Below are 19,325 nucleotides of genomic sequence, written 5' to 3'. Positions count from 1 at the left end.
GTGGCCTGCAGGCGCCGGGCGACCGTAACCATCCGGAGAACCCAGTGCTTTTGTCTCTCAAGGGAAGTTTCCCGCCCGCCATCCTGGCGCTCGCAGACGGCACGGTCTTTATCGGCAACTCGATCGGTGCCACCGGCACCACAGTCGGCGAGGTGGTGTTCAATACCTCCATCACCGGCTATCAGGAAATTCTCACCGACCCCAGCTACTGCCAGCAGATCGTGACCCTCACGTATCCGCACATCGGCAATTACGGTGTCAATGCAGAGGATGTCGAGGCTGACAAGGTCCATGCCGCGGGCCTGATCATCAAGGACCTGCCGCTGCTGGCCAGCAACTTTCGCTCCACGGAAACGCTCTCGCACTACCTCGTGCGCGAAAAGACCGTTGCCATCGCCAACATCGACACCCGCAAGCTCACCCGACTGCTGCGCACCAAGGGTGCCCAAAATGGCGCCATCATCGGCTTGGCTGCAGGCGAGGCAGTCACTCCCGCATTGATCGACAGGGCCGTCGCGCAGGCCAAGGCCGCGCCTCGCATGGCAGGCCTTGACCTGGCCAGGGTCGTCAGTACGAAGACACCCTATGAGTGGACGCAAAGCGAGTGGACGCTCGGCTCTGGCTATGGCGCGCTCTCGCAGCCGGAGTTCCATGTGGTTGCCTTCGATTACGGCGTCAAGAAGAATATCTTGCGCATGCTGGCCCAGCGCGGCTGCCGCGTTACCGTGGTGCCGGCGCAAACGTCCGCAGCCGATGTGCTGGCGATGAACCCCGACGGAGTGTTTCTCTCCAACGGCCCGGGTGATCCAGAGCCTTGTGACTACGCGATTGCCGCCGCCCGCACCATCGTGGACAGCGGCATGCCCACCTTCGGCATCTGCCTGGGGCACCAGATCATGGCGTTGGCCGCGGGCGCCAAGACCTTCAAGATGATCCACAGTCACCACGGCGGCAACCACCCCGTGAAGAACCTGGACACAGGGCGTGTCAGCATCACCAGCCAGAACCACGGCTTCGCAGTCGATTTGCAATCACTGCCTTCCACGTTGCGCCCCACGCATATCAGCCTGTTCGATGGCACGCTGCAAGGTCTCGAGCACAAGGACAAGCCGGCGTTCTGCTTTCAGGGTCACCCTGAAGCATCGCCCGGGCCTCACGACATTGCCTATTTGTTCGACCGTTTCGCTGACGCCATGCGCGCTGCGAAAGTTGCTTAAACCGAGACGAATCAGCGCACCATGAAACTGTTCAGCTTCCCTGTTGCCACGCTCGAAAAGGCAATCCACAAGCGTGTTTTGACCCTGCCGTCGCCGCACCGAGAGTGGTTCGCCGAGCGTTGGGCGCAAAAGCCGTACAAGAAGTCTTTCGTAGAAAACAAAGCCATGCCGCTGGTCACCCTGGTGTCCAAGGGCAAGACGCTGGACGATGCCGAGTTTGCGGAGCTGCTACAGGACTGGGACGTGAAGTTCTATGACGCGGAAGAGGAAGTGCTGCGCCCGCTCATTCAGGGTGACGGATTGCTGCAGCTGATGCAAAAGAACCTCCCGCCCGAACGGGCCCAGGCCCTGCTTGCCAAGCTGACCGAGCGGCGCCCAACTGCAGACGCCGGGGCGCCTGCCACCCCACCAAGCCCCCAGGCGGCCGAACCCACGATCGATTGATCGACGCACCATGCCAAAACGCACAGACATCCAAAGCATTCTCATCATCGGCGCTGGCCCGATAATCATCGGCCAGGCCTGCGAGTTCGACTACTCCGGCGTGCAGGCCTGCAAAGCCTTGCGCGAAGAGGGCTACAAGGTCATCCTGATCAACAGCAATCCGGCAACGATCATGACCGACCCGGCCACAGCCGACGTCACCTACATCGAGCCCATCACCTGGCAGACGGTCGAGAAGATCATCGCCAAGGAGCGCCCCGATGCCATCCTGCCCACGATGGGTGGTCAGACCGCGCTCAACTGCGCCCTGGATCTCTGGCGCAACGGCGTTCTCGACAAGTACAAGGTCGAGCTGATCGGCGCCACGCCCGAGGCCATCGACAAGGCGGAGGACCGCCTCAAGTTCAAGGACGCCATGACCAAGATCGGTCTGGGCTCCGCACGCTCTGGTATCGCCCACAGCATGGACGAAGCCTGGGCCGTGCAAAAAACCGTAGGTTTTCCCACCGTGATCCGCCCCAGCTTCACGCTGGGTGGCACGGGTGGCGGTATTGCCTACAACCCAGAAGAATTCGAGACGATCTGCAAGCGTGGCCTGGAGGCCTCGCCGACCAACGAGCTGCTGATTGAAGAGTCGCTGCTGGGCTGGAAGGAGTACGAGATGGAAGTGGTTCGCGACAAGGCGGACAACTGCATCATCATCTGCTCCATTGAGAATCTCGATCCCATGGGCGTGCATACCGGGGACTCGATCACCGTAGCCCCCGCGCAGACGCTGACCGACAAGGAGTACCAGATCATGCGCAACGCCTCGTTGGCGGTGCTGCGTGAAATTGGCGTGGACACGGGTGGCTCCAACGTACAGTTCTCGGTGAATCCCAAAGACGGCCGCATGATCGTCATCGAGATGAATCCGCGCGTGTCGCGCTCTTCGGCACTGGCTTCCAAGGCCACGGGTTTCCCGATTGCCAAGGTCGCGGCCAAGCTGGCCGTGGGCTACACGCTTGATGAGCTCAAAAATGAAATCACAGGCGGCGCTACGCCTGCATCGTTCGAGCCCTCCATCGACTACGTGGTCACCAAGATCCCGCGTTTTGCGTTCGAAAAATTCCCGACCGCCGACAGCCGCCTGACCACGCAGATGAAATCCGTGGGCGAGGTCATGGCCATGGGTCGCACCTTCCAGGAGTCCTTCCAGAAAGCCTTGCGCGGTCTGGAAGTCGGTGTGGATGGCATGAACGAAAAGACCCAGGACCGCGAGACGCTGGAAAAGGAACTGGGCGAGCCTGGTCCCGAGCGCATCTGGTACGTGGGCGACGCGTTTGCCATGGGCCTGTCGGTGGACGAGGTGTATGACCTGACCAGGATCGACAAGTGGTTTCTGGTGCAGATCGAAGAAATCGTGAAGATCGAGCTGGAGCTGGACCAAGTGGCAGTGAACAAGCGCGAGGCAGCTCTGGCGAGCTTGGATGCCGACACGCTGCGCGCGCTCAAAAAGAAAGGCTTCTCGGACCGCCGTCTGGCCAAGCTGCTCAAAACCACTGAAAAGTCCGTGCGCGAAGCGCGCCGGGCCTTGAACGTGCGCCCCGTGTACAAGCGCGTGGACACCTGCGCGGCCGAGTTCGCCACCAACACTGCCTACATGTACTCGACTTACGAGGACGAGTGCGAAGCCGAGCCGACAAACAGCAAAAAAATCATGGTGCTGGGCGGCGGGCCCAACCGTATCGGTCAGGGCATCGAGTTTGACTACTGCTGCGTGCACGCTGCCTTGGCCATGCGCGAAGACGGTTACGAAACCATCATGGTCAACTGCAACCCTGAGACAGTCTCGACCGACTACGACACTTCGGACCGCCTGTATTTCGAGCCGCTGACGCTCGAGGACGTGCTCGAAATCGTGGACAAGGAAAAACCACTCGGCGTGATCGTGCAGTACGGCGGCCAGACCCCTCTCAAGCTCGCGCTGGGCCTGGAAGCCGAGGGTGTGCCCATCATCGGCACCAGCCCCGACATGATCGACGCTGCCGAAGACCGCGAGCGCTTCCAGAAGCTGTTGCACGATCTCGGCCTGCGCCAGCCGCCCAACGCCACCGCCCGGACCGAGGCCGAGGCGCTTGAAAAGGCCGCTGCGCTGGGCTATCCGCTGGTGGTACGGCCCAGCTACGTGCTCGGTGGCCGTGCGATGGAAATCGTGCATGAGCAGCGCGACCTGGAGCGCTATATGCGCGAAGCGGTGAAGGTGAGCAATGACTCGCCAGTGCTGCTGGACCGTTTCCTGAACGACGCCATTGAGTGCGATGTGGACTGCCTGCGCGATCCCGAAGGCAAGACCTTCATTGGTGGCGTGATGGAGCACATCGAGCAAGCGGGCGTGCATTCCGGTGATTCGGCCTGCTCGCTTCCACCTTATTACCTCAAGCAGGCCACGGTGGACGAGCTCAAGCGCCAGTCTGCCGCCATGGCGGAAGGCCTGAACGTGGTGGGTTTGATGAACGTGCAGTTCGCCATCCAGGAGGCGGATGGCAAGGACGTTATCTACGTGCTGGAAGTGAACCCCCGTGCTTCGCGCACGGTGCCGTTTGTCTCCAAGGCCACGGGCATCCAACTGGCCAAGGTCGCCGCACGCTGCATGGCTGGCCAGACGCTAGCGTCGCAGGGCATCACCAAGGAAGTCACACCGCCGTACTTCAGCGTCAAGGAAGCCGTGTTTCCGTTCGTCAAGTTCCCGGGCGTCGACACGATCCTCGGCCCTGAGATGAAGTCCACTGGGGAGGTGATGGGTGTGGGCAAGACCTTTGGGGAAGCCTTTGTGAAGAGCCAGCTGGGTGCTGGCACCAAGTTGCCGACGTCGGGCAAGGTGTTCCTCACGGTGAAGAACGGCGACAAGCCACGCGCGGTGGATATTGCCCGTCAGTTGGTGGCGCTGGGATTTGACCTGGTGGCGACCAAGGGCACGGCGGCTGCCATCGACGCGGCCGGTGTGCCGGTCAAAGTGGTGAACAAGGTCACTGAAGGCCGCCCCCACATTGTGGACATGATCAAGAACAACGAGATCGTCATGGTCATCAACACCGTGGAGGAGCGCCGCAATGCGATTGCTGATTCGCGTGCGATCCGGACGTCATCGCTGCTGGCGCGTGTGACGACGTTCACCACCATTTTCGGCGCAGAAGCCGCTGTGGAAGGCATGAAGTACCTGGACAAGCTTGACGTGTATTCCCTGCAGGAATTGCACGCCCAACTGCCTGCCTGATCGTTACCAAAAGCGGCATAATCCTTGACTGAATTGAAACCGCCTCGCGGCAACGCGCGGCGGTTTGCCTTTTGTAGACACGCCGTCGTCGCTGCATCACGCACCGGTGGCTCATCCCGATATGCTGGCAAGGCGAAATGCCAGCCTGCTGACTTATGGAGACTTGACCGAATGGCCACCATCCCAATCACCAAGCGCGGAGCAGAGCAACTCAAGGAAGAACTGCACCGGCTGAAGACGGTAGAGCGCCCCGCGGTGATCGCGGCAATCGCCGAGGCTCGTGCGCAGGGCGATTTGAGTGAGAACGCTGACTACGATGCGGCCAAGGACCGTCAGGGTTTTATTGAAGGCCGCATTCAGGAAATTGAGGGCAAGCTTTCGGTGGCGCAGGTGATCGACCCGAGCGCGGTGGATGGTGGGGGCAAGGTGGTCTTTGGCGCCACTGTGGAGCTGGAAGACGAAGATACCGGCGATACCGTCAGGTACCAGATCGTTGGTGAAGACGAGGCTGATCTCAAACTCGGGTTGATCAACATTTCCAGCCCGATCGCTCGCGCGCTCATTGGGAAGGAAGAGGGCGATACAGCCGAAGTCCAGGCGCCGGGCGGTATCCGCCGATACGAGGTGGTGGCTGTCAGCTACCGGTGATGCAGCACCGACTGGAGCAGGGGGTTCATTGTCATGGTTGATCGCCTTCCAGCGCTTGCTGCAGCACTGTGGTGGGGTAGCCTGACAACCATCGGGTTTCTGGTGGTCCCCATGCTGTTTGCACGCCTTCCCTCGCCTTCGATGGCTGGCTACATGGCGGCCAACCTCTTTGCAGCGCAAACCTGGGTGACCGTGGGATGCTGCCTTGGGCTGCTGCTGCTTTCCAAGGCCCGGCACGCCACTGTGCAACATGCCTGGGCTCAGTCGGTCATGGCTTTAGTTCTTGGAGGGTTGTTGCTGGCGCTGGTCAGTCAGTTTGGTGTCGCTCCGCGCATCGTTGCGCGGCAGGACCTTCGCCTGTGGCACAGCGTCGGGACGGTGATGTTCGCCGTGCAATGGGTTTGCGCTCTGGCCGTGCTTTGGCGCACGCTGCGGCCTGAGCCCCCGGTTGGCGACCGGTAGTCAGAAGCCTCGGTAAGCAGCCGCAGGCACTGGCCCAGGCGGTCGGTAACGGCCTTGGTAACGGGGTGCTTGCCTGTGGCCGGACCACTCAAGCTCTGTAGGAGTTTGGCGCGCCTTACTCACGCCAGTGTTGTTCTACCCATCGGGCTGGACGGATAAAGCGGAACGCCCGGTTGCGCCGACCTGCCAGGGCGTCTGGGGGATTGCATTCGCCATGAAAAATCACGATGCGCGCTCCCTTCGGCACTTCAGGTGCGCGCCAGTAGTTGAAGGGCCATGCTGGTATCCCGTGGTACTTGAAGCTCGGGCACCAAGCCTTGGGCCAGTATTGCAGCTTGCCTTGCCGGTGCAGGTAGTCCGACAGATATGCCTGTTCGTTGCGAAATTGCTGCCGAACTTCAGCACAGTGCGCGCGGAAGTATTCCAGAACGTCGGGGTGTGCGCCCAGCTCGAACCGGTACACCGACGAATTGCCCGTCACCCGCCATGGACGCTTGTAGTCGTGGATGATCAGGAAGTCACCCGGGTGCGTGAAGAACTCGTCAAGGCTCCCCGTCACCACCACGTCAACGTCCAGAAACAGCGCCGTCCCCCGCATCCCATGGAGGTCCTTGCTAAAGGTCACGAGCTTCGTCCAGCCACGCTCCGGGATACCGGGGGGCAGGTCCAGTGCAGGAATGGGCAGGCACTGTACCTCGCTTCGGATGCCTGCGCTGTCGTCCGTCAGGCATACAAAACGGAATTCGCCACTGAGATGCCTGCGCACCATGGCATACAGCCTGTTGACGTACTCGGGGCCGTACTTCTTGCCCCATTTCATGCAAAGGATGGTGCGGGGCAGGCTGGCAGCGGCTGTCGGGGCCGAGGAATTCATCAGTCGGCCTGGCGCTTCTTGATGGATTTTTGCTTGGGCTTGGCGCGCTTGATTTGCCCGCCCGACGTAAGCCGCTGGTTACCCAGAACGCGCAACTGCTTGATCTCGGGCCGCTGGCCTCCCCGCTTGCTGAATTTGAGCACCTTCACGTCGCGCGGCCCCGGCATGCGGTCCTCGTCCGAGGCGCGCTCTTTGGCAGGAATGGGGCGCCACAAGACCAGCAGTTTGCCGATATGCTGGATAGGGGCCGCATTAAGCTCGGCTGCCAGTTCCTGGTATAGCAGCTCGCGTGCTGCACGGTCGTCTCCAAAGACGCGCACCTTGATCAGTCCATGGGCATTGAGGGCGGCGTCGATTTCTTTTTTGACTGCAGGGGTCATACCATCGCCACCGACGAGAACCACCGGGTTCAAATGGTGGGCGTTGGCGCGTTGTTCCCGGCGTTCTGCCGGGGTGAGCTGTATTTGGGGCATAGCCCTATTATCGCTGCGCCCTGCCTGGCCGCTGGCGGCTTGCGACACAGGCACTGCCAGACTTGTTGGGGGGTACGGGCCTGCCCGGGGGACAATACGGCGATGAAAGTCAAAACGCAAAGCAAGAAGGTCAACAAGGCATGGCTGAACGACCATGTCAATGACCCGTACGTCAAGCTGGCCCAGAAGGAGGGTTATCGTGCCCGCGCCGCCTACAAGCTCAAAGAAATCGACGAGCAGCTTGGACTGATCAAGCCCGGTGATACGGTGGTCGACCTGGGTTCGACGCCCGGAGCGTGGAGCCAATATCTGCGGCGGCGCCTTTCTCCGGGCGGTGCGGCCGCGGGGCAACTCAACGGAGCCATCTTTGCGCTGGACATCCTTCCGATGGAGCCCATTGAAGGGGTGGTCTACCTCAACGGTGACTTTCGCGAGGCTGAGGTGCTGGAGCGGTTGGAGCGCGCTTTGGACGGCAGGGTAGTGGATGTGGTGGTCTCGGACATGGCGCCCAATTTGTCCGGTATCGAATCAGCCGACGCTGCAAGGATTTCCCACCTTGTCGAACTGGCGGTGGAGTTTGCCTGCGCCCATCTCAAACCCGACGGGGCGCTGGTGGTCAAGCTGTTCCATGGCAGTGGGTACAGTGATCTTGTGGCCCTCTTCAAGCAGACCTTCAAGGTGGTCAAGCCCATCAAGCCCAAGGCATCCCGGGACAAATCGTCGGAGACCTTCCTTGTGGGTGTGGGACTGAAGGCGCGTGCCTGACCCTTTTGGGGGTTGATGAAGTCAAGGCCGACGAGACACTGGTCAGCAAACTCAGTAATGCCCGCGCTGTTTCCATGGCCTCGCGGGGGAATAGCGATCGCCGCTGCGCTTGAAAGTCCTAAAATCGGGCGTATATGGTTGACATCGCCGCGGCGAGTCCGCTTTCTGTTTCCCGCAACTGGAGCTCTGCTTGAACAATCAGTGGTTTTCAAAAATTGCCGTTTGGCTGGTGATCGCCATGGTGCTGTTCACGGTGTTCAAACAGTTTGACACCCGTGTCGGAGCCAGCGCAGGCCACGTCGGCTATTCGGAGTTCCTGGAAGAGGTTCGCAGTAACCGCATCAAGAGCGCGACCATTCAGGAGGGCCAGGGCGGCACGGAAATCGTTGCTGTGACCAGTGACGACCGCAAGATCCGTACGACTGCGACCTACCTTGACCGCGGCTTGGTGGGTGATCTGATCAACAACAACGTCAAGTTTGACGTTAAGCCCCGCGAAGAAGGTTCCCTCCTCATGACCCTGCTGGTCAGCTGGGGCCCAATGCTCTTGCTGATTGGTGTGTGGGTGTACTTCATGCGTCAAATGCAGGGCGGTGGCAAGGGCGGCGCTTTCAGCTTCGGCAAGAGCAAAGCCCGCATGCTGGACGAGAACAATAACCAGGTCACGTTTGCCGATGTCGCCGGTTGCGACGAGGCAAAAGAAGAGGTCAAGGAGGTGGTTGACTTCCTCAAGGACCCGCAAAAGTTCCAAAAGCTCGGTGGCCGCATCCCCCGCGGCCTGCTCCTCGTTGGCCCTCCTGGCACCGGCAAAACTCTGCTGGCCAAATCCATTGCCGGCGAAGCCAAGGTGCCGTTTTTCAGCATCTCGGGGTCCGACTTTGTGGAAATGTTTGTTGGCGTGGGTGCTGCCCGTGTTCGCGACATGTTCGAAAACGCCAAGAAAAATGCCCCATGCATCATTTTCATCGATGAAATCGACGCAGTAGGCCGCCAGCGTGGCGCGGGCTTGGGCGGTGGCAACGACGAACGCGAGCAGACCCTCAACCAGATGCTGGTCGAAATGGACGGGTTTGAAACCAACCTGGGCGTGATTGTGGTGGCGGCGACCAACCGCCCTGACATCCTTGATGCAGCATTGCTGCGCCCTGGCCGCTTTGACCGTCAGGTGTATGTGACGCTGCCCGACATCCGCGGCCGCGAGCAGATACTGAACGTGCACATGCGCAAGATTCCGATTGGTCAGGATGTAGCCCCGAGCATCATTGCCCGTGGCACGCCGGGCATGAGCGGTGCTGACCTGGCCAACCTCTGCAACGAAGCAGCCCTGATGGCCGCGCGCCGCAATGCGCGGACCGTGGAGATGCAGGATTTCGAGAAGGCCAAAGACAAGATCCTGATGGGGCCTGAACGCAAGAGCATGGTCATGCCTGAGGAAGAGCGCCGAAACACGGCCTACCACGAGTCAGGTCACGCCTTGATCGGCAAGCTGCTGCCCAAGTGCGATCCTGTGCACAAGGTCACCATCATTCCCCGTGGACGTGCTCTGGGCGTCACGATGAGTCTGCCCGCGCAGGATCGGTACAGTTACGACCGTGAGTACATGCTCAACCAGATCAGCATGCTTTTCGGCGGCCGGATCGCCGAGGAAGTGTTCATGAACCAGATGACCACGGGTGCCAGCAACGACTTTGAGCGCGCCACGCACATCGCACGCGACATGGTCACCCGCTACGGCATGACCGATGCCTTGGGCCCGATGGTGTATGCGGAAAACGAAGGTGAGGTGTTCTTGGGCCGCTCGGTGACCAAGACCACCACGATGAGCGAGCAGACCATGGAAAAGGTGGATCTGGAAGTGCGGCGCATCATTGATGAGCAGTACAACCTGGCCCGCCGTCTCATCGAAGAGAACAGCGACAAGATGCACGCCATGGCCAAGGCTTTGCTCGAGTGGGAAACCATCGATACCGAGCAGCTCGATGACATCATGGCGGGCAAGGAACCTCGTCCGCCCAAAGACTGGTCTCCTCGTACTCCTCCTTCTGGCGGGGACAATTCCAGTGGTGGGACCCCAGCAGTAGCTTCGGATGCTGCGCCAACAGCGGCCTGATAAAACCAAACAGCATTGAGGCCTGGGTGGCTTGTACCCAGTGCATTCAAGTGCAGGTTTTGAACAAAGCAATGTGCTTTGTCTTTGCGCTACGGCGGTGGTCGGTGATCTGACGATGACTGTTCGATCAGGAAGTCGACAAAGGCCCTCACCCGCGCGGAGAGGTGCCTGTTTTGCGGATAGAGCGCACTGAAGGGTCGCGTTCGTCCGCCCAACCCCTTCAGTACTTCGACCAGTTGACCGCGCTCCACGAGGTCTGCGGCGATGAAGTGGTAAATCTGAAACAGTCCGCCTCCGGCTCTGGCCCAGTTCACCGCGCCGAGCACATCCTCATGCACTCGCCTGCGGCTCGTAAACGTGAATTCCATGTCCTGACCATTCTGGCGCAGGACCCAAGGCATGGGCCGTCCCGTACTTGGCAGAACGAACTGAATGAGTTGATGCTCTCGTAGTTCGTCCAGGTTTTGTGGCGTTCCGTGCCGCTTCAGATACTCTGGCGAGGCGAATATTCCCAGGGTGGCGTCCTCCAGGCGTCGTGCGATGAGTCTCGAGTCTTTTGGCTCGCCCAGCCGAATGGCCAGGTCGTAGCCTTCGTCGATGAAGTCGATGTTCCGGTTTGAAACGTTCACGTCTATTGCCACTTTGGGGTATCGCTCGCAGAAAGCGGGTAACCAGGGCATCAGCCGATAGTTGGCGTAGGTGGTGGGCGCGCTGATGCGCAGAGTTCCTGCGGGTTCTGGCTGATGGCCGGTGATGGCCCGCTCAGCCTCGGCAATCTGATCGAGCGCCTGCTGGCACTGCGCGCGGTACAGCTCGCCATCGTCCGTCAGGCGAATGCTGCGCGTGGTTCGCTGGAATAACTGCACCCCAAGCCGCCGCTCAAGACGCGCGATGGAGCGGCTCACAGCCCCTTGAGTGAGCCCCAGCGCTTGTGCAGTCTGCGTGAAACTGCCCAACTCTGCGGCCTTGCAAAAGAGTTCGATGGTTCCTAGCTGAATCGACGTTTCGAGTCATACATTCTTCGGGGTAATAAATGTAGTTCTTTGGAATTTATTTACAAGCTTCGGAGGCATACATACATTCACATCGTCAGTTCGGTTCGCCTTCTATGTTGAAAGGAAATCCATGGACAGCCCTCGCAGCGAATACGAGAGGGGGCAGTGGACGCCGCACAGGCCCTGGAACAGGGTTGAGTCGACTCCTGACTTTCGCAACCTCGCACCTATCCAAATGGAGTAAACCATGTCACGCAAAATTTTGATGATTCTCACCTCCCACGCCCGTATGGGTGATACGGGTCAGGCCACGGGCGTTTGGGCCGAAGAGTTGGCCACGCCCTACTTCGCCTTGATAGACGCTGGCGCCGTTGTGCACCTGGCATCGACGCAGGGCGGGGCTGTTCCGGTGGACCCTGGTACCCGTGGTGCGCGGCGTGCGCATCAACTCCTTCACGGATGCTGAAGAGGCAGAGGTGGGTCTGAACGGTGTTGTGCCGTTTCATCTCGAGAGCCGCCTGCGCGCGCTGGGTGCTCGATTTGAATCGGCCCCGAATTGGGCTGCCTTCGCCATCCATGATGGTCGTTTCGTGACCGGGCAAAACCCGCAGTCCTCGGAACTGGTGGCGCAACTGGTCCTGAAAGCGCTCGGCCTGGTGTCGTTGCGTGAAGCCGCGTGAGGTCCGCCATGAAAAATATGCTGATACAAACCGTACGTTCCGCAGCTGCTGTCGCGTTGCTGGCCGTCTCCATGACAGGCCATGCGCAGTCGGCCTTTACCCTCAAGAGTGCCGATGTGGTCGCAGGCGGAACGATTCCGCAGGAATTCGCGTTCAACGGCTTTGGCTGCACGGGCCAGAACGTGTCGCCATCGATCGAGTGGAGCAACCTGCCGGCAGGTACCAAGAGCCTGGCGCTCATGGTTCATGATCCTGATGCTCAGACAGGTGGCGCGGGCTTTTGGCACTGGGCTGTGATTGATATTCCTGCAACAGTCACCAGCCTCGTTCGCGGCGCTGGCGCGTCCGACGGGATGAGGCTGCCCCAAGCGGCCAAACACGTGGCGACGGACTTTGGCATGCCAGGCTGGGGCGGCCCGTGCCCGCCGGTTGGCGATAAGCCGCACCGCTACGTCTTTACGCTGTACGCGCTGAAGGTGGACAAGCTGCCGGTTCCAGCACAGCCAACCGCTTCGCTTGCTGGGTTCATGGTGAACGCCAACGCGATTGCAAAGGCCGAATTCACGGCGACTTACGGCCGCTGAGTTCACGTCGCGGTCGCCTCGTGGGCTGGGGTCTTCGTTCACTTGACAGTGAAAGGTGTTCCCGGCCCAACTTGCGCCCCCCAGTATTTCGATGAACATGGGCCGTGAAAATGCCGACGGACCACCTATGGCTGACCTCGGTCTGGGGCAGCCAGAAGTGGGAGGCGCGATCAGCAAGCGTGCGGTGCTTTCTCACGTGCACGAGATGGGGCAAATCTGCAACAGGGCGAGCGGCATATAGACTGTCGGCGCAGTGGTGTCTCGGGCCCTGGCAAGTCCTTGATGACGCCGAAACTTTAGGGGATGGCGACGAATGTGGACAATTGGCACCGCTGTGACCCGCAGCGGATTGTGATGTCTTTCGAAGACGGACGCTCGGTGCACGTATCGCTTCGGCGAATCGATCTGAACGGGGCCGGGAGCCCTGAATTTTTAATCGGCTTCAACTATCAACTATCAACTTCTTCGACTTTGCGACGTAGCTGGCATGCCCCCGCGTCACTTCCGTTATCGCCGATCATTGTTTTTGGGCTCTTTTCATGTTCTGGCAAACGTCTCGCTTCCAAGTTGACCTTGACCGACCCAAGGTGATGGGCGTTGTCAACATCACTCCAGACTCGTTTTCAGACGGCGGTCGCTACCCCACAACCAGCTCGGCCCTGAGGCACTGCGAGCAGTTACTGACGCAGGGGGCCCACATCCTCGATATTGGCGGGGAGTCCACCCGCCCTGGCAGTCCGCCGGTGCCCTTGGAAGAAGAGATAGCTCGGGTTGTACCGGTCGTTCGGCACGCAGTCAGCTTGGGCGTGCCGATTTCAGTGGATACCTACAAACCGCAAGTGATGCGCGCGGTGCTGGATCTGGGCGCGGACATCATCAACGACATTTGGGCGTTGAGACAGCCGGGCGCCACCAACGTAATCGCTTCATACCCCGACTGCGGCGTCTGCCTGATGCACATGCATCGTGATCCGCAGACCATGCAACTGTCGCCCATGGAGGGAGACGTGACATCTCAGGTGCTATCATTTTTAGAGCTATCGGCGCAGTCGCTGCTTGCGCGGGGAGTTAAAAAAGCTCAAATAGTGCTTGATCCAGGCATTGGTTTCGGCAAGACGGTTGCGCAAAACTTCGCTTTGCTCAGGTACCAGCGGGCACTCCTGGTGGCGGGATTCCCGGTCCTAGCTGGCTGGTCGCGCAAGTCATCGCTGGGCGCTGTGACGGATCGGCCTGTCGATGAGCGCATGGTTCCGAGCATTGCTGCTGCCTTGCTTGCAGTGGAGCGGGGCGCTTGCGTGCTGCGTGTGCACGACGTGCGCGACACAGTGGCGGCGCTTGCTGTCCTTGAAGCCATGCAAAACGCCTGAGTTCTGGAGAGCCTTGCAGCTGCAGCGCAGACATCAAGAACCGACATCAACACGAGTGGAAAGAAGATGACACAACGCCAATACTTTGGGACGGACGGCATACGGGGCACAGTGGGTCAGCCGCCCATCACGCCGGACTTCGTTTTGCGCCTGGCGCATGCGGTGGGGCGGGTGTTGCGCCGCTCGGAAGAACGCCCGACGGTACTGATTGGCAAAGACACCCGCATTTCGGGCTACATGCTGGAAAGTGCGCTCGAATCAGGCTTCAACTCTGCTGGCGTCGATGTGGTGTTGCTTGGCCCCCTGCCGACCCCTGGTGTGGCATACCTCACCAGGGCGCAGCGAGCAAGTCTCGGAGTGGTCATCAGTGCAAGCCATAACCCCTATTCGGATAACGGCATCAAGTTTTTCAGCGCCCAGGGCACCAAGTTGCCTGATGCGTGGGAGCTCGATGTGGAAGCGGCCCTGGCTGAACCGCCCGCGTGGGCGGAGTCTGCGAGCCTCGGAAAGACCCGGCGCCTCAATGACGCGGCTGGCCGCTACATCGAGTTTTGCAAGAGTACCTTTCCGCAGGATTTGACCTTGCGGGGCGTGAAGATCGTGGTGGATGCCGCCCACGGAGCTGCCTACCAGGTTGCACCCAAGGTTTTCCACGAACTGGGGGCCGAGGTACTGTCGATTGGCTGCGCGCCGGACGGTGTCAATATCAACAACCAAGTCGGCGCAACGCACCCTGATGCCCTGGTGCGTGCAGTGCGCGCAAACCACGCCAATTTCGGGGTGGCACTTGATGGGGATGCCGACCGTCTGCAGATGGTGGACTCTGCGGGCCGGCTCTACAACGGAGACGAACTCCTGTACCTCATGGCCATGGACCGGATGGGCCGCGATGAGCATGTTCCGGGTGTCGTCGGTACCCTCATGACCAACATGGCTGTCGAGGTGGCTCTGCAGTCCAAGGGCGTAAAGTTTGTGCGCGCCAATGTGGGTGACCGCTATGTGCTGGAGGAACTCGTCACCCATCAGTGGGTTTTGGGCGGTGAAGGCTCAGGTCACTTGTTGGCCCTGGACAGGCATACCACCGGCGATGGCCTGATCAGTGCGCTGCAGGTGCTACAGGCCTGTGTGCGTAACGCAAGCACGCTGCAACAGCTTCTGGCGGAGATATCTCTCTACCCGCAGGTACTGCTCAACGTGCGCCTGCCCGCTGGACAGGACTGGAAAGCGAACCGGCGCCTTTCAGAGGCCACGCAGGCTGTGGAGAGGGAACTGGCTGGCACCGGCCGGGTGCTGATTCGGGCCAGCGGCACGGAGCCACTGCTGCGCGTCATGGTCGAGGCGCGCGACGCGTTACAGGCCAATGCCTGCGCCCAGCGGCTGGCGGATGTCGCGCGCGGCGGTTAGTCGCTGAGCATTTCAGCGACGCTCGTTCTTCTCTGCTGCGTCGGTGGCGATCTTCATGCTATCGCGTTCATGGCTTGCAGCAAAGACTGCTCACAGGTCTATCTTGCCGGGTGCGCTTGCTCATCGAGCGGCTCGTGGTCCGCTGACCTGATCTGACTCATCCGGAGCCTTTTCTCCGAGGGGGTGTCTGGACACGCTATGGGCGTGGCCGAGGTGTGGCCCTCGCAACAACGCACGCATTCACGGATGTGACATCGCTCCGACATGGTGATGTCACAGTGCCCGCTGACACTTTCTTTCGGGAATTTCAGTTTCCTTCCGGCTGGGTCCAGCCGGGCATGTAGAAGAAAGTTTACGCGCCATGAATGACCGTTCCAACTTGATGCTGATTCCCGCTACGAGCGGATTTCCAAAGCCCGTCCCGGCTTCCGGTGCACTCGCGCCTTCGGTGGGTAGCAGCGTGCCGGGGGCGCCGCGGGATCTCATCGACGTGGGCTGGGCAAGACACCAAGATGAAGTCCGTGAGGCGCAGCGGCTGCGCTTTGAGGTGTTTGCGACCGAAATGGGCGCTCGATTGACGACCCCCATCCCTGGTCACGATGTAGATCTGTTTGACGACTACTGCGAGCACCTTCTGGTCCGCGATGCGCAGACACGGCAAGTGATTGGCACTTACCGTGTGCTCACGCCGGCGCAGGCACGGCGCGTGGGCGGCACCTACAGTGACACCGAGTTTGACCTGACCCGACTGCGTGCGCTGCGCCATCGCATGGTGGAACTCGGCCGAAGCTGCGTGCACGAAGATCACCGGCATGGCGGGGTGATCATGGCACTGTGGAGTGCACTGGCAGGCTTCATGGCCCGAAACGATCTCGACACCATGATCGGCTGCGCCAGCATTCCCATGTTGTATAACGGTTTCCCGGGTGGTGAGGCGGCCGCAAGTATCTGGCACCAGTTGCGCAAGACCCATCTTGCGCCCATTGACATGCATGTGTTGCCCCGGCTGCCCCTGCCGGTGGATCTGCTTGATAACCAAGCTGTTGTTGAGCCGCCCGCACTGATCAAGGGGTACTTGCGCCTGGGTGCGAAGGTGCTCGGTGCGCCAGCCTGGGACCCGGATTTCAATACCGCTGACCTGCCCTTGCTGATGCGCCTGACTGACCTTCATCCACGCTATCGCAGGCATTTCTTGGGACATTGAATCCGGCCTGTTGGACATGGGCATGTCACATGAATGTCATGTCTTCGGTAGATACTATTGCTTTGGCGTATCGCTCTAGCCGCACGTACATGTTGCCCCCCCCATCTGAACACGCTACATCCCTTTCCTCGGTGACTGGCGGGGCCCAAGGCGACGGCATTGCGAATACGCAGCCAAATCGGAGCGAGGACCCTCTCTTGTCCAGGCAGTCCAGTGATGGCCCCCTGTCGGATCTGTCCTTCCTTGACCGCGATCAGAGCATCTTGGCGTTCAACGAGCGGGTTTTTGACTGGGCTTGTCGCAGCGATGTGCCTCTGCTGGAGCGGTTGCGCTACCTGTGCATCGTGTCATCCAATCTTGATGAATTCTTTGAGGTCCGGGCTGCACCCCACCTGACCGCCTCCATGAAGGGCGAGGCCAAAGGGCTGTATTCCACGGACACCTTCCAGACAATTTCGGCCCAGGTGCATTCGCTGGTCAAGCGTCAATATGCGCTGTACAACGACCGGCTTGTTCCCGCCTTCGCCCGGCATGGCATTCGCATCGTTGGGCACAACGAGCGCACGCCCGTGCAAAAAAAATGGGTGCGGGATTATTTTGTGAGCGATGTCCGCCCGTTGCTGATACCCGTCGGCCTGGACCCCGCCCATCCGTTTCCCCAGGTGGCAAACAAATCGCTCAATTTCATTGTGCGGCTTCGTGGCTATGACGCGTTCGGTCGCGAGAACGAAATCGCCATCGTGAAGATTCCCCGGGCCCTGCCGCGCCTCATGCGTTTGCCCGATAGGGTGGCGCCGGATGGGGCGCTGTTTGTCAGCCTCTCCAGTATCGTGCGGGCTCACCTTGATGAACTCTTCCCAGGGCGCGAGGTGGTTGAGTTCTCGCAGTTCCGTGTCACCCGGCATTCCGATCTCGCGCTTGATGAAGAAGACGTTCGCAATCTTCGAACTGCTTTGCGGCAGGGCCTGCAGCACCGCCACTATGGCCAGGCCGTCCGTCTGGAGGTGTCGTCAGGGTGTTCGCCCTTCCTGTATGACTTTCTGCTCACGCAGTTCCAACTGCCTCTGGCGGCGCTCTACCGGGTTCCGGGGCCGGTCAATCTGGTGCGCCTCACCCAACTGGTGGACTTGGTGAACGATCCCGCGCTGTTGTTTCCTGCATGGACGTCGGCCTGGCCGAGGCAGCTCCAGCCAAACGCTTCGATCATGGAGCAACTGCGCCACCGCGATGTGCTGATCCACCAGCCTTTCGAGAGCTTTGACGGGCTTTTGGCTTTCTTGCAGGAGGCCGTGAATGATCCCGACGTGCTCGTGATCAAGCAGACCATCTATCGCACGGGTGCTGATTCCAGACTCATGGAGCTTCTCACGGAGGCCGTGCGGCGTGGCAAGGAAGTGATGGCCGTGGTCGAACTCAAGGCCCGTTTTGACGAAGAGGCGAACATCAACTGGGCGGAAGCCCTTGAGTCCGTTGGGGCCCAGGTCGTCTATGGCGTGGTGGGTCTCAAAACACATGCGAAGATGCTGTTGGTCACACGTCGCGAAGGGCGCAAGCTGCGGCGATATGGGCATCTGTCCACAGGCAACTACAACGTGCGTACAGCTCGTCTGTACACCGACCTCAGCTATCTCACCGCTGACGAGGCAACCACTGCCGACATGGATGGGGTTTTCAACCACCTTGCCAGCCAAAACCGACCTCCCAAGCTGCGCAAGCTGATGCTCGCTCCTTTTCATCTGCACCGTCGGATGCTGGAGAAGATCGAACAGGTCGGTCTGGCGGCCGAGGCGGGTCAGGACGCCCGCATCGTTGCCAAGATGAATGCGCTGACCGACGAAGCGTTGATGCGGGCCCTGGTCCGGGCGGCCCAGCGTGGCGCCCGCATTGACCTGATCGTGCGTGGCGCATGCATGCTTCCGGCGCAGGTGCCGGGCGTCACGGAAAACATTCGCGTGCGCTCTGTCATCGGGCGTTTCCTGGAGCACACCCGTGTTTTCTACTTTCGCGCGGCCGAACAGGAGGATCTGTACCTCTCCAGCGCTGACTGGATGAACCGCAACATGATGCGTCGCATCGAGCTTGCCTGGCCGGTGGATGATCCTGCGCTTCGGCAGCAGATCGTGGACGAGTGTCTGGTTGCCTATCTGCACGACGATCGTGATGCATGGACGCTGAATGCGAGCGGCGGCTACGACCGCGCTCCCTATCCCGGCAGCGGGCAGGGCGCTCAGAATGCCCTGATGCTTCGTTACGCCCCCCCCAGTGCCGCGCCGGGCGCCAGCCCAGGCAGGCGATGATGGATCTCATCCTTTGGCGGCACGCCGAAGCTGAAGACGCTGGCGAGGGACAAAATGATTTGGACCGTGCATTGACATCTCGGGGTGAAAAGCAGGCCGCCCGAATGGCTGCGTGGCTAGATCGGCGTTTGCCAGAGGGGCTTCGCGTTCTGGTCAGCCCCTCCCGACGTACTGAGCAGACTGCGATTGCCCTGGGGCGCAAATTTAAGCTGCGGTCCGAACTGCTGCCAGGGGGCACGGATGCCGACCTGCTGGAACTCGCCCAGTGGCCAAGGGCGAAAGGGGCCGTACTGATCGTTGGGCACCAGCCGGCGCTGGGGCAGACCATTGCGAAGCTGCTCGGGCTGCCTGAACCCGTATGTGCAGTTCGCAAGGGCGCCGTTTGGTGGCTTCGCCAACGACAGAGGCAGGAGCAGAGCCAGACCGTACTGATGGTGGTGCAGTCGCCGGAATTCCTCTGACTGTGCGTCCAGGGCCGACCCCAGCCACTGCGGTCGCATGAGCGAGGAGCCCGGTTGGGTCTATTGCGACGCGCTTTTGCGCCG

The 19,325-nt window shown here is 60.5% G+C and carries 18 protein-coding genes; 15 read left to right on the top strand and 3 right to left on the bottom strand.

Annotation, left to right across the window (positions count from 1 at the left end):
* Positions 1 to 44 precede the first annotated feature (44 nt).
* The 5 genes from carA to ACK543_RS09965 all read left to right on the top strand — a co-directional run bounded on the left by carA (position 45) and on the right by ACK543_RS09965 (position 6,027).
* Positions 45 to 1,217 carry a glutamine-hydrolyzing carbamoyl-phosphate synthase small subunit gene (carA, locus tag ACK543_RS09985; protein ID WP_409942699.1) on the top strand — a complete coding sequence of 391 codons (1,173 nt, stop codon included), beginning with the start codon at positions 45 to 47 and terminating at the stop codon, positions 1,215 to 1,217.
* A 21-nt stretch (positions 1,218 to 1,238) separates the two neighbouring features.
* Positions 1,239 to 1,661: a hypothetical protein gene (locus ACK543_RS09980; protein WP_409942698.1), complete on the top strand. Its 423-nt coding sequence runs from the start codon at positions 1,239 to 1,241 to the stop codon at positions 1,659 to 1,661.
* Between the two features lie 10 nt (positions 1,662 to 1,671).
* A complete protein-coding gene (gene carB / locus ACK543_RS09975) occupies positions 1,672 to 4,917 on the top strand; it encodes a carbamoyl-phosphate synthase large subunit (protein ID WP_409942697.1) in 3,246 nt (1,081 codons plus the stop codon).
* Positions 4,918 to 5,088: 171 nt separating this feature from the next.
* A complete protein-coding gene (greA, locus tag ACK543_RS09970) occupies positions 5,089 to 5,565 on the top strand; it encodes a transcription elongation factor GreA (RefSeq protein WP_409942696.1) in 477 nt (158 codons plus the stop codon).
* Between the two features lie 33 nt (positions 5,566 to 5,598).
* Entirely contained in the window at positions 5,599 to 6,027 is a 429-nt protein-coding gene (locus tag ACK543_RS09965; protein ID WP_409942695.1) for a DUF4149 domain-containing protein, read from the top strand.
* Positions 6,028 to 6,142: 115 nt separating this feature from the next.
* Here ACK543_RS09965 and ACK543_RS09960 read toward each other — a convergent pair whose 3' ends face one another.
* On the bottom strand, positions 6,143 to 6,901 hold the full coding sequence (locus ACK543_RS09960) for a glycosyltransferase (protein ID WP_409942694.1): 759 nt from the start codon (positions 6,899 to 6,901) through the stop codon (positions 6,143 to 6,145).
* Positions 6,901 to 7,374, bottom strand: a complete 474-nt coding sequence (locus ACK543_RS09955; RefSeq protein ID WP_409942693.1) for a YhbY family RNA-binding protein — start codon at positions 7,372 to 7,374, stop codon at positions 6,901 to 6,903. The genes ACK543_RS09960 and ACK543_RS09955 overlap by 1 nt, the downstream gene beginning before the upstream one ends.
* Positions 7,375 to 7,476: 102 nt before the next feature.
* Between ACK543_RS09955 and ACK543_RS09950 the strand changes: the two genes are divergently transcribed.
* Positions 7,477 to 8,139, top strand: a complete 663-nt coding sequence (locus tag ACK543_RS09950; protein ID WP_409942692.1) for an RlmE family RNA methyltransferase — start codon at positions 7,477 to 7,479, stop codon at positions 8,137 to 8,139.
* A 190-nt stretch (positions 8,140 to 8,329) separates the two neighbouring features.
* A complete protein-coding gene (gene ftsH, locus ACK543_RS09945) occupies positions 8,330 to 10,249 on the top strand; it encodes an ATP-dependent zinc metalloprotease FtsH (RefSeq protein ID WP_409942691.1) in 1,920 nt (639 codons plus the stop codon).
* 89 nt (positions 10,250 to 10,338) lie between these two features.
* Here the strand turns inward: ftsH and ACK543_RS09940 are convergent, their stop codons facing one another.
* Entirely contained in the window at positions 10,339 to 11,247 is a 909-nt protein-coding gene (locus ACK543_RS09940) for a LysR family transcriptional regulator (RefSeq protein WP_409942720.1), read from the bottom strand.
* A 244-nt stretch (positions 11,248 to 11,491) separates the two neighbouring features.
* On the opposite strand from ACK543_RS09940, the gene ACK543_RS09935 reads away from it, so the two are divergent.
* The 8 genes from ACK543_RS09935 to ACK543_RS09900 all read left to right on the top strand — a co-directional run bounded on the left by ACK543_RS09935 (position 11,492) and on the right by ACK543_RS09900 (position 19,241).
* The gene (locus ACK543_RS09935) at positions 11,492 to 11,710 is read left to right on the top strand and encodes a hypothetical protein (protein WP_409942690.1); all 219 of its coding nucleotides are present in this window, start codon (positions 11,492 to 11,494) and stop codon (positions 11,708 to 11,710) included.
* Complete coding sequence (locus ACK543_RS09930) at positions 11,682 to 11,924, top strand: hypothetical protein (RefSeq protein ID WP_409942689.1); 243 nt, start codon at positions 11,682 to 11,684, stop codon at positions 11,922 to 11,924. Before ACK543_RS09935 ends, ACK543_RS09930 begins: the two co-directional genes overlap by 29 nt.
* Before the next feature lie 8 nt (positions 11,925 to 11,932).
* On the top strand, positions 11,933 to 12,508 hold the full coding sequence (locus tag ACK543_RS09925; RefSeq protein ID WP_409942688.1) for a YbhB/YbcL family Raf kinase inhibitor-like protein: 576 nt from the start codon (positions 11,933 to 11,935) through the stop codon (positions 12,506 to 12,508).
* 539 nt (positions 12,509 to 13,047) lie between these two features.
* Positions 13,048 to 13,875, top strand: a complete 828-nt coding sequence (gene folP / locus ACK543_RS09920) for a dihydropteroate synthase (protein ID WP_409942687.1) — start codon at positions 13,048 to 13,050, stop codon at positions 13,873 to 13,875.
* Positions 13,876 to 13,941: 66 nt separating this feature from the next.
* Positions 13,942 to 15,279, top strand: coding sequence for a phosphoglucosamine mutase (gene glmM, locus ACK543_RS09915; protein ID WP_409942686.1), 1,338 nt, complete (start codon positions 13,942 to 13,944; stop codon positions 15,277 to 15,279).
* Positions 15,280 to 15,640: 361 nt separating this feature from the next.
* Positions 15,641 to 16,483, top strand: coding sequence for a GNAT family N-acetyltransferase (locus ACK543_RS09910; RefSeq protein ID WP_409942685.1), 843 nt, complete (start codon positions 15,641 to 15,643; stop codon positions 16,481 to 16,483).
* 89 nt (positions 16,484 to 16,572) lie between these two features.
* Positions 16,573 to 18,780 carry a polyphosphate kinase 1 gene (ppk1, locus tag ACK543_RS09905; RefSeq protein ID WP_409942684.1) on the top strand — a complete coding sequence of 736 codons (2,208 nt, stop codon included), beginning with the start codon at positions 16,573 to 16,575 and terminating at the stop codon, positions 18,778 to 18,780.
* The gene (locus tag ACK543_RS09900) at positions 18,777 to 19,241 is read left to right on the top strand and encodes a SixA phosphatase family protein (RefSeq protein WP_409942683.1); all 465 of its coding nucleotides are present in this window, start codon (positions 18,777 to 18,779) and stop codon (positions 19,239 to 19,241) included. The genes ppk1 and ACK543_RS09900 overlap by 4 nt, the downstream gene beginning before the upstream one ends.
* Positions 19,242 to 19,325 lie beyond the last annotated feature (84 nt).

Origin of the sequence: Acidovorax sp. (assembly GCF_046341535.1) — a bacterium.
In the GTDB taxonomy this organism is placed as follows: domain Bacteria; phylum Pseudomonadota; class Gammaproteobacteria; order Burkholderiales; family Burkholderiaceae_C; genus Acidovorax.
Note: the sequence above shows the minus strand (reverse complement) of the source record. Positions and strands in the feature narration are given on the sequence as shown.